Source organism: Mesorhizobium sp. (assembly GCF_024509055.1).
Taxonomy (GTDB): Bacteria; Pseudomonadota; Alphaproteobacteria; order Rhizobiales; family Rhizobiaceae; genus Mesorhizobium.
This window is the reverse complement of sequence record NZ_JANINM010000008.1, coordinates 1-7610: the sequence shown is the minus strand read 5'-3', so window position 1 is coordinate 7610 and position 7610 is coordinate 1. Positions and strand designations below refer to the sequence as shown.

The following is a 7610-nucleotide window of genomic DNA, read 5'->3' as shown; positions in this document are numbered from 1 at the left end:
AGTTGATCCTGGCTTCGGCGTCCTTGCACCAGCCTTCGTAGCTCGCCTGGGATTCGTCCTGCGGAATCTCCTGATGCCGGCCCGAGACGACGAGGTCGGCGGCGTCCAGCATGGCCTGGACGCCGAGCGGGAAGAGACGGTCGAAATAGACGCTGCCAAGCGTGTCCTCCGCGCCGATGCCGACGGTCACCTGCAGCAGCACGGGGCCTTCGTCGAGGCCGTCCGTCGGCCGGAAGATGGTGAGGCCGGTCTGGTTGTCGCCCTTGATCAGCGGCCAGTTGATCGAGCTCGGACCGCGGTATCTCGGCAGCAGCGAGGGATGGTACTGGATGGTGCCGTGGGTGGGGATGTTGACGAAGCTTTGCGGCGCGAATTGCAGCACATAGGCCATGACGGCGATCTCGACGTCGAGCTCGCGCAGCGCCGTTTCGGCGGCTTCGCCCTTCAGGCTGGGCAGCTGGAACAGCTTCAGCCCGTGTTCCTCGGCGGCAAGGCGCAGCGGATCGGGCCGCGAGCCGGGCTTCTCGGGGGCACAGAACACGCCGGCGACGTCGTCGCCGCGCGCCAGAAACGCTTCCAGCACGCTTTTGCCAAAGGCCTGCTGTCCGATGATTGCAAGACGCATGATTGGGTTCCTTATGCTTGGGCAAAGTCAGGGCGATCCCGCGCTGGCCGTGGCCAGCGAAGGTTGGGTGGTTCTTGAGGATTTGGGAGTTTCAGGCCGGCGGCGCGGTCACTTGCCGGTCTGGATCCATACGACCTTCTGTTCGGTGAAGTTCTCGATTGCCGCGTCGCCATGTTCGCGGCCGAAACCTGAATCGCGCGAGCCGCCCCAGGGCAGGCGGATGTCGGTCGGTCCGTAGGTGTTGACCCAGACCGTGCCTGCCTTCAGGTCCCTAGCGAAGCGATGGACGCGCCCGATGTCAGCGCTCCAGACGCCGGCGGCGAGGCTGTAGACGGTGCCGTTTGCAAGGCGCAGGGCGTGGGCCTCATCCTTGAACTTGATGACGGTCGCGACAGGTCCAAAAATCTCTTCCTGCGAGATGCGCATCTGGTGCTCGACATTGGCAAAGACGGTCGGCTTGACGAAGTAGCCGACATCGCCGTGGCGCGAGCCACCGGTCACCAGCGAGGCGCCTTCGTTGCGGCCGATGTCGATATAGTTGAGCACGCGCTTCATCTGCACTTCGGAGACCAGCGGACCCATTGCGGTCGACGTCTCCAGCGGGTTGCCTATGCGGGTCGACTCCGCACGGGCCGCCAGCCGCTGAACGACCTCGTCATAGACGGACTCATGCGCCAGGATGCGCGAACCGGCCGAGCAGACCTGGCCTGTGTTGAAGAAGATGCCCGAACCGGCGGCCTTGACCGCGGCGTCGAGGTCGGCGTCGGGGAAGATGATGTTGGCGGATTTGCCGCCAAGCTCCAGCGTCACGCGCTTGAGGTTGCCGGATGCGCCCTGCAGAATCTGGCGGCCGACGACCGGCGAGCCGGTGAAGGTGATCTTGTCGACATCGGGATGGTCGACCAGCGCCTGGCCGGCGACCTTGCCGAAGCCGGGGACGACATTGAGGACGCCGGCGGGAAAGCCCGCCTCGAGCGCCAGCTCGCCGATCCTGAGCGCCGTCAGCGGCGTGATCTCGGCCGGCTTCAGCACCACGGTGCAGCCGCAGGCCAATGCCGGCGCGATCTTCCACATGCCGATCATCAGCGGGAAGTTCCACGGGATGATCGCGGCGACGACGCCGAGCGGCTCGCGCACCGTATAGGTCAAGGCGTCGGTGCGGGCAGGAATGACCTGGCCGTTTATCTTGTCGGCCATGCCGGCGTAGTAGACGAGGGTGTCGATGACGGCTGGCAGGTCCTGACGGCGGATGGCCGAGACCGGCTTGCCGGAATCGAGGCTTTCCAGGTTGACCAGCTCGTCCTCGTCGCGCCGGATGAGCTCGGCCAGCTTCAGAAGCAGCTGTCCGCGCTCCGCCGCGCGCATGCGCTTCCAAGGGCCTTCGAACGCCGCGCGGGCCGAGCGCACCGCGGCGTCAATGTCCTCGATGCCGGCCTCGGCGACCTTGGCGAGCACCGCCCCGGTGGCGGGGTTGATGGTCTCGAAGGTGCGGCCTGAAAGGGCGCCGACGCGCTGCCCATCGATCAGCAGATTGTGCGTCTGGTCGGAAAGCCGGGTAAGCATCTTTTTCTCCTCTGCGCCTGAATATGAACTTCATTGCATATCTTGCGATGAAACCATCCGGCGAATACGAACGTCACATACAGCCTATCCCTTCGCAAATACTTGGGGAATATGATATCTGGTGCCTATGCCGCGGCGGTTACATATGAAGTTCGGTTCCTATGAAAGTTTCACGAGATATGAACTTTAATGCATATTATCGACTCAGGCGGCATAGGGGGAGGAGATGGCTATGATCCAGATCGAGATCGACCCGGTATGGCGCTTCAGGCGGCGTGAGGACGCGCAGTCGCTGCAGATCATGCTCGACTTCCTCGCCGAGATAAGAGCGACCGGGAAGATCACATCGGCGGCGGACAAGGCGCATATCTCGTACAGGCACGCCTGGAACCTGATCGAGAAATGGTCGGAGTTCTTCAACATGCCGCTCGTGGTGCGCAAGCAAGGTAGCGGCACCAGCCTGACGCCGTTCGGCGACAAGCTGGTCTGGGCCGGGCAGCGGCTGGAGGCGAGGCTTCGTCCCCTGCTGCAGAACCTCTCCCAGGAGCTGGAAACCGAGATCAATCAGATGCTGCCCCACGGCCCGCTGGTGCTGAGGGTGCACGCCAGCCACGGTTTCGCGGTCCCCAAACTGCGCGAGATACTGAGCCGCGAGCCGGACATCGGCGTCGACTTCCGCTATGTCAGCAACCAGAATTCGCTCGCCTCGCTGGCGCATGACGGTTGCGATCTCGCGGGCCTGCATTTGCCGCAGGGCGAGTTGCGCAAGCGTGCGATCGCCGCCAGCAAGGGCTGGCTGACGCCCAATCTCCACCGCGTCATCAGCTTCGTGACGCGCGAGATGGGCCTCATGGTCAGGCGCGGCAATCCGCTCGGCATCACCTCGCTGGAGCGGCTGCTCGATCCGCAGATACGCTTCGTCAACCGCGATCCGGATTCCGGGACACGGCTGCTGTTCGAGCAGTTGCTCGCGCAGCATGGGCTGGATGGCACGCGTATCAACGGTTACGAGCATTCCGAATTCACGCATGCGGCGGTCGCCGCCTATGTCGCCAGCGATCTCGCGGATGTCGCCTTCGGCGTGGAGGCGGCCGCCAGGCAGTTCGGGCTCGATTTCGTGCGGGTGCTGACCGAGGACTATTTCTTCGTCTGCAAGAAGCAGATCCTCGAGGTCGAAGCTGTCCAGCGCGTCCTCGCCATCATGCGTGGCGAGGAGTTCCATAGCGCGATCTCCAAACTTCCCGGCTACCGCGTGAAGGATGCCGGCTCGATCAAGACGATCAGCGAAGTCTTCCGGCGATCCGAATAGCCAAGGGTCGTCATTCGTCTTTAAGCCTGTCGCCGAACGGGACCGGGGGCGCTGGATTCGGTTTGTGGGGCGATGTACTCTTACCTGAACGTAAACGGGAGGTAGCGGTGCTGCAGACCAGACAGAACGCTCTCGGAGTCAGCTTTGAAGCGCAGTGCAGGGCCTTCGAGAAAGAGCCCTTTCCCGGCCTCGTTGTGCGGAAGGACCGGTTGAAGCGCCTGCTGGCCCTGACCGAAAAGCATGAGGCCGAAATCTGCGCGGCGATCGACAGCGATTTCTCCGGCCGTTCGGCGCAGGAAACGCGGCTGGCGGAGCTGTTCGTCGTCCGCGCCGGCATAAGACATGCCCTGTCGCATCTGCGCGGCTGGATGCGCGAGCGCCGCGTCGCCACCAGCCTGCCCTTCCTGCCCGGACGGAACCGCCTTCTGCCGCAGCCGCTAGGCGTCGTCGGCATCGTCTCGCCCTGGAACTATCCGTTCCAACTTGCCATAGCACCGGCGACCGCGGCTTTGGCCGCCGGCAACCGCGTGCTGATCAAACCTTCAGAGCTGTCGCCGAAATTCTCACATTTGCTGGCCCGTCTGGTCGAAGAGCATTTCGCGGCGAACGAAATGAGCGTGGTGACCGGCGACGCCGAGGTCGGCAAGGCGTTCGTCTCGCTGCCGTTCGACCATCTGTTGTTCACGGGCTCGACCGCCGTCGGCCGCCTGGTGGCGCAGGCCGCCGCCGTCAACCTGACGCCGGTGACGCTCGAGCTCGGCGGCAAGTCGCCGGCGATCTTCGATCCGTCCTGCGATCTCGACTCGGCTGTGTCGAGCCTCGCCTATGGCAAGCTCCTCAACGCCGGCCAGACCTGCATCGCCCCCGACTACCTGATGGTTCCACAGGGAAGAGGGGCCGACATCGCCGCGAAGCTCGCCGTCGCGATGGCGCGGCTCTACCCGACGCTGCGCGACAATCCCGATTACACCGCCATCATCAGCGAGCGGCACCGCCAGCGGCTGGCCGACATGGTCGTGGAGGCGCGCGAAAGCGGCGCCGATATTACCGAGGTCAATCCGGCGAACGAGAAGCTCGGCGTGACCGATCGAAAGATGGCGCCGGTGCTGGTCAGGAATGCCGGCGACAACTCGCGGCTGATGCGTGAGGAGATCTTCGGGCCTGTGCTACCGATCATCGAATACGGCTCGGTCGACGATGCAATCGAGCATGTGAACCGGGCGGAGCGGCCGCTCGCACTTTACTGGTTCGGCAAGGACAGCGGTAATCGCCAGAGGGTGATGCGGGAAACGGTTGCCGGCGGTGTGACCGTCAACGACTGCATGATGCATCTGGTGCAGGAGCGGCAGCCGTTCGGCGGCATCGGCGCCAGCGGCACGGGCGCCTATCACGGCGAGTGGGGATTCCGGACCTTCAGCAAGGAGAAGCCGATCTTCATCCAGTCCGGGTTGAGCGCCGGCAGTCTGTTGCGCCCGCCCTATGGCAGGACGTTCGAGCGGCTCTTCCGGTTGCTGAACCTTATTACTTGACGACGGCTCACCGCAGTTCCGCGCGGATTCCGCCGACTCAAGTCCTCAGCGACGGCTACCTCAGGTAGTGCCTGTGCATCATGCTGACGCCTGTTGCCACCGAGTTCGCGAGCCGGCGGAAAATGTCGCCGGATCAGCAAAAGACAGGTGCCCGGTTGGCTAAAACCTTGAAAATTATGGGTGTGCTATCCCGGAAGGCGCAATGGTCCCGTAACTTTTCTCACTATATTGCGCTGCAACTTTGAGATAGAAGCGGCGCTTCGCCGATCACGGCAAATTGAATATGGCTTCGCGCGCACCCATATCGGCCGCGCGCCCGGGGAAGTGGAAGCGCCGACCTCGCCAAGCCCGCAACGGAAAAATGACGATGCCGAAAATCAGGTTTCACAAGCTTGCAGCCATTGCCGTGCTCATCGGATTCGCAGCCTGGATGGGAACCGGTGAGTTTTCATCCGTAGGCAGCGCCGCGGCTGACAATGCCAAGGCGGCGGACGCCACGAAGGCACAAGAGACCGGCAAGCCGAACGCGGCTGAAGCGGAGCAGAAGAAGCCGCCGTTGCGCACCGTCGCCGTGGTGATGCCGCCGCGCAAGACCTATGCGCGCGCCATCCGCATTTCCGGCCTGACCGAGGCGGACAAGCGCGCCGTGCTTGCCACGCGTGTCGCCGGCGTCATCGACAAGCTGCCCGTCAAGCAGGGCCAGCACGTCAAGACCGGCGAGTTGGTGCTGATGCTCGCCGCCGAAGAGAAAATCTCGAACGTCGACAACGCCAAACAGCTTCTGGCGCAGCGCAAGGCCGAGCTCGATGCCGCCGAGCGACTGGCCAAGACCGGCAACCTGCCCAAGCTGCAGCTCGACACCGCGCGTTCGAACCTGACGGCGGCGCAGTCGATGCTGGAAACGGCGCAAGCCGAGCTCGACCGCAACGAGGTCAAGGCGCCGTTCGACGGCGTCATCGACCGCGTGCCGGTGGAACTCGGCAGCTCGGTGATGCAGGGCGGCGAAGTGGCGACGATCCTCAAGCTCGATCCGATCATCGCGCGTGGCGAGATCAGCGAGCGCGACCTGCGTTACATCAAGATCGGCGACCAGGCCGACGTGCGCCTCGTGAACGATCAGAAAGTCACCGGCACGGTGCGCTACATCAGTCGCGATGCGTCGTCGCAGACCCGCACCTTCCGCGTCGAGGTGGCTATCCCCAATGGCGACGGCTCCATTCCCGCCGGCATGACGGCCGAAATCACGCTCAGCGCCGAGCCGACCGACGCGGTGATGCTGCCGCGTTCGGTGGTGACGCTGGGCGACAAGGGCGACCTCGGCATCCGCGCCGTCGGCAAGGACGACAAGGTCGCCTTCTTCCCGATCGACCTGGTGGACGACACGCCGCATGGGCTGGTGCTTGGCGGAATTCCCGACGAGGCCCGCGTCATCGTGGCCGGTCAGGAACTGGTCAAGGAAGGCGATCTGGTGAAACCCGTCCAGGCCGACCAGGCGACGATCAACAAGCTGATCGGCGAAGCCACCGCCGGCACGCAGTAGCGCGACCCGTGTGGCGCCCGCTCTCCGGCGCCACCGCTAGTTATCGCGGCTTTCCGAGAAACAGCAGGCATAAGCCATGGACATCGTCAGACTCGCCATAAACAACGCCCGTCTCACCATATCGGCGTTGATGTTCCTGCTGGTCGCGGGTTGGGTGGCCTATCAGTCGACGCCAAAGGAAGCGGAGCCCGACGTTCCGATTCCGATGATGTATGTCAGCCTGATCTACCAGGGCATCTCGCCGGAAGACTCGGAGCGGCTGCTGCTGCGGCCGATGGAGACCAAGCTGAAGAGCCTCAAGGGGCTCAAGGAGATGCGCTCTGCCGCCTTCCAGGGTGGCGGCTACGTGCTGGTCGAGTTCCAGCCACAGACCAACCTGGCGACCGCTCTGCAGGACACGCGCAGCAAGGTGCAGGACGCCAAGGCCGACCTGCCTCAGGCGGCCGAGGAGCCGGTGGTCACCGAAGTCAACGTTTCCGAATTCCCGGTCCTTGTCGTGACCCTTTCGGGCGATCTGCCGGAGCGCGTGCTGGCCTCCGCCGCGCGCGAATTGCGCGACCGCATCGAGGAAGTGCCTGGCGTGCTGGAAGGCTCGCTCCAGGGATCGCGCGACGACCTGGTCGAGGTCGTCATTGACCCGGTGAAGCTGTCGTCCTATGGGCTGCAGCTCGACCAGGTCATGCAAGGCGTCGGCGCGTCCAACAGCCTGGTCGCCGCCGGTAACCTCGAGGGCTCCGAAGGCAAATACGCGGTCAAGGTGCCGTCGCTGATCGAGACGCCCGAGGATGTCGCCAACCTGCCGGTGGTGGCCACGCCCAATGCCGTCGTGCAGGCCAAAGACATCGCCACGGTGCGCTCGACCTTCAAGGACGCCGAGACCGTCACCCGCCTCGACGGCAAGCCGGCGATCGCCATCGAGGTGAAGAAGCGCATCGGCGCCAACCTGATCGACACGCTGAACCATGTGCGTGCCGTCTCGGACGCCTTCGTCAAGACGATGCCGGAAGGCATGCACGTCACCTACACGCAGGACAAGTCGGTCTT

At 64.1% G+C, this 7610-nt stretch carries 6 protein-coding genes; 4 read left to right on the top strand and 2 right to left on the bottom strand.

The features are described from left to right. On the bottom strand, positions 1 to 625 hold a 625-nt coding region (locus tag Q0L57_RS00720), incomplete at its 3' end, for a formyltransferase family protein (protein ID WP_296736385.1). A 108-nt stretch (positions 626 to 733) separates the two neighbouring features. Then, entirely contained in the window at positions 734 to 2188 is a 1455-nt protein-coding gene (locus tag Q0L57_RS00715) for an aldehyde dehydrogenase family protein (protein WP_296736382.1), read from the bottom strand. Between the two features lie 232 nt (positions 2189 to 2420). Between Q0L57_RS00715 and Q0L57_RS00710 the strand changes: the two genes are divergently transcribed. The 4 genes from Q0L57_RS00710 to Q0L57_RS00695 all read left to right on the top strand — a co-directional run. Further along, entirely contained in the window at positions 2421 to 3497 is a 1077-nt protein-coding gene (locus tag Q0L57_RS00710; protein WP_296736387.1) for a substrate-binding domain-containing protein, read from the top strand. A gap of 107 nt (positions 3498 to 3604) precedes the next feature. Next, a complete protein-coding gene (locus Q0L57_RS00705; protein ID WP_296736380.1) occupies positions 3605 to 5026 on the top strand; it encodes a coniferyl aldehyde dehydrogenase in 1422 nt (473 codons plus the stop codon). Between the two features lie 367 nt (positions 5027 to 5393). Continuing rightward, positions 5394 to 6566, top strand: coding sequence for an efflux RND transporter periplasmic adaptor subunit (locus tag Q0L57_RS00700; protein ID WP_296736377.1), 1173 nt, complete (start codon positions 5394 to 5396; stop codon positions 6564 to 6566). A 76-nt stretch (positions 6567 to 6642) separates the two neighbouring features. Next, positions 6643 to 7610: efflux RND transporter permease subunit (locus Q0L57_RS00695; RefSeq protein WP_296736375.1), on the top strand; the 968-nt coding region annotated here is incomplete at its 3' end.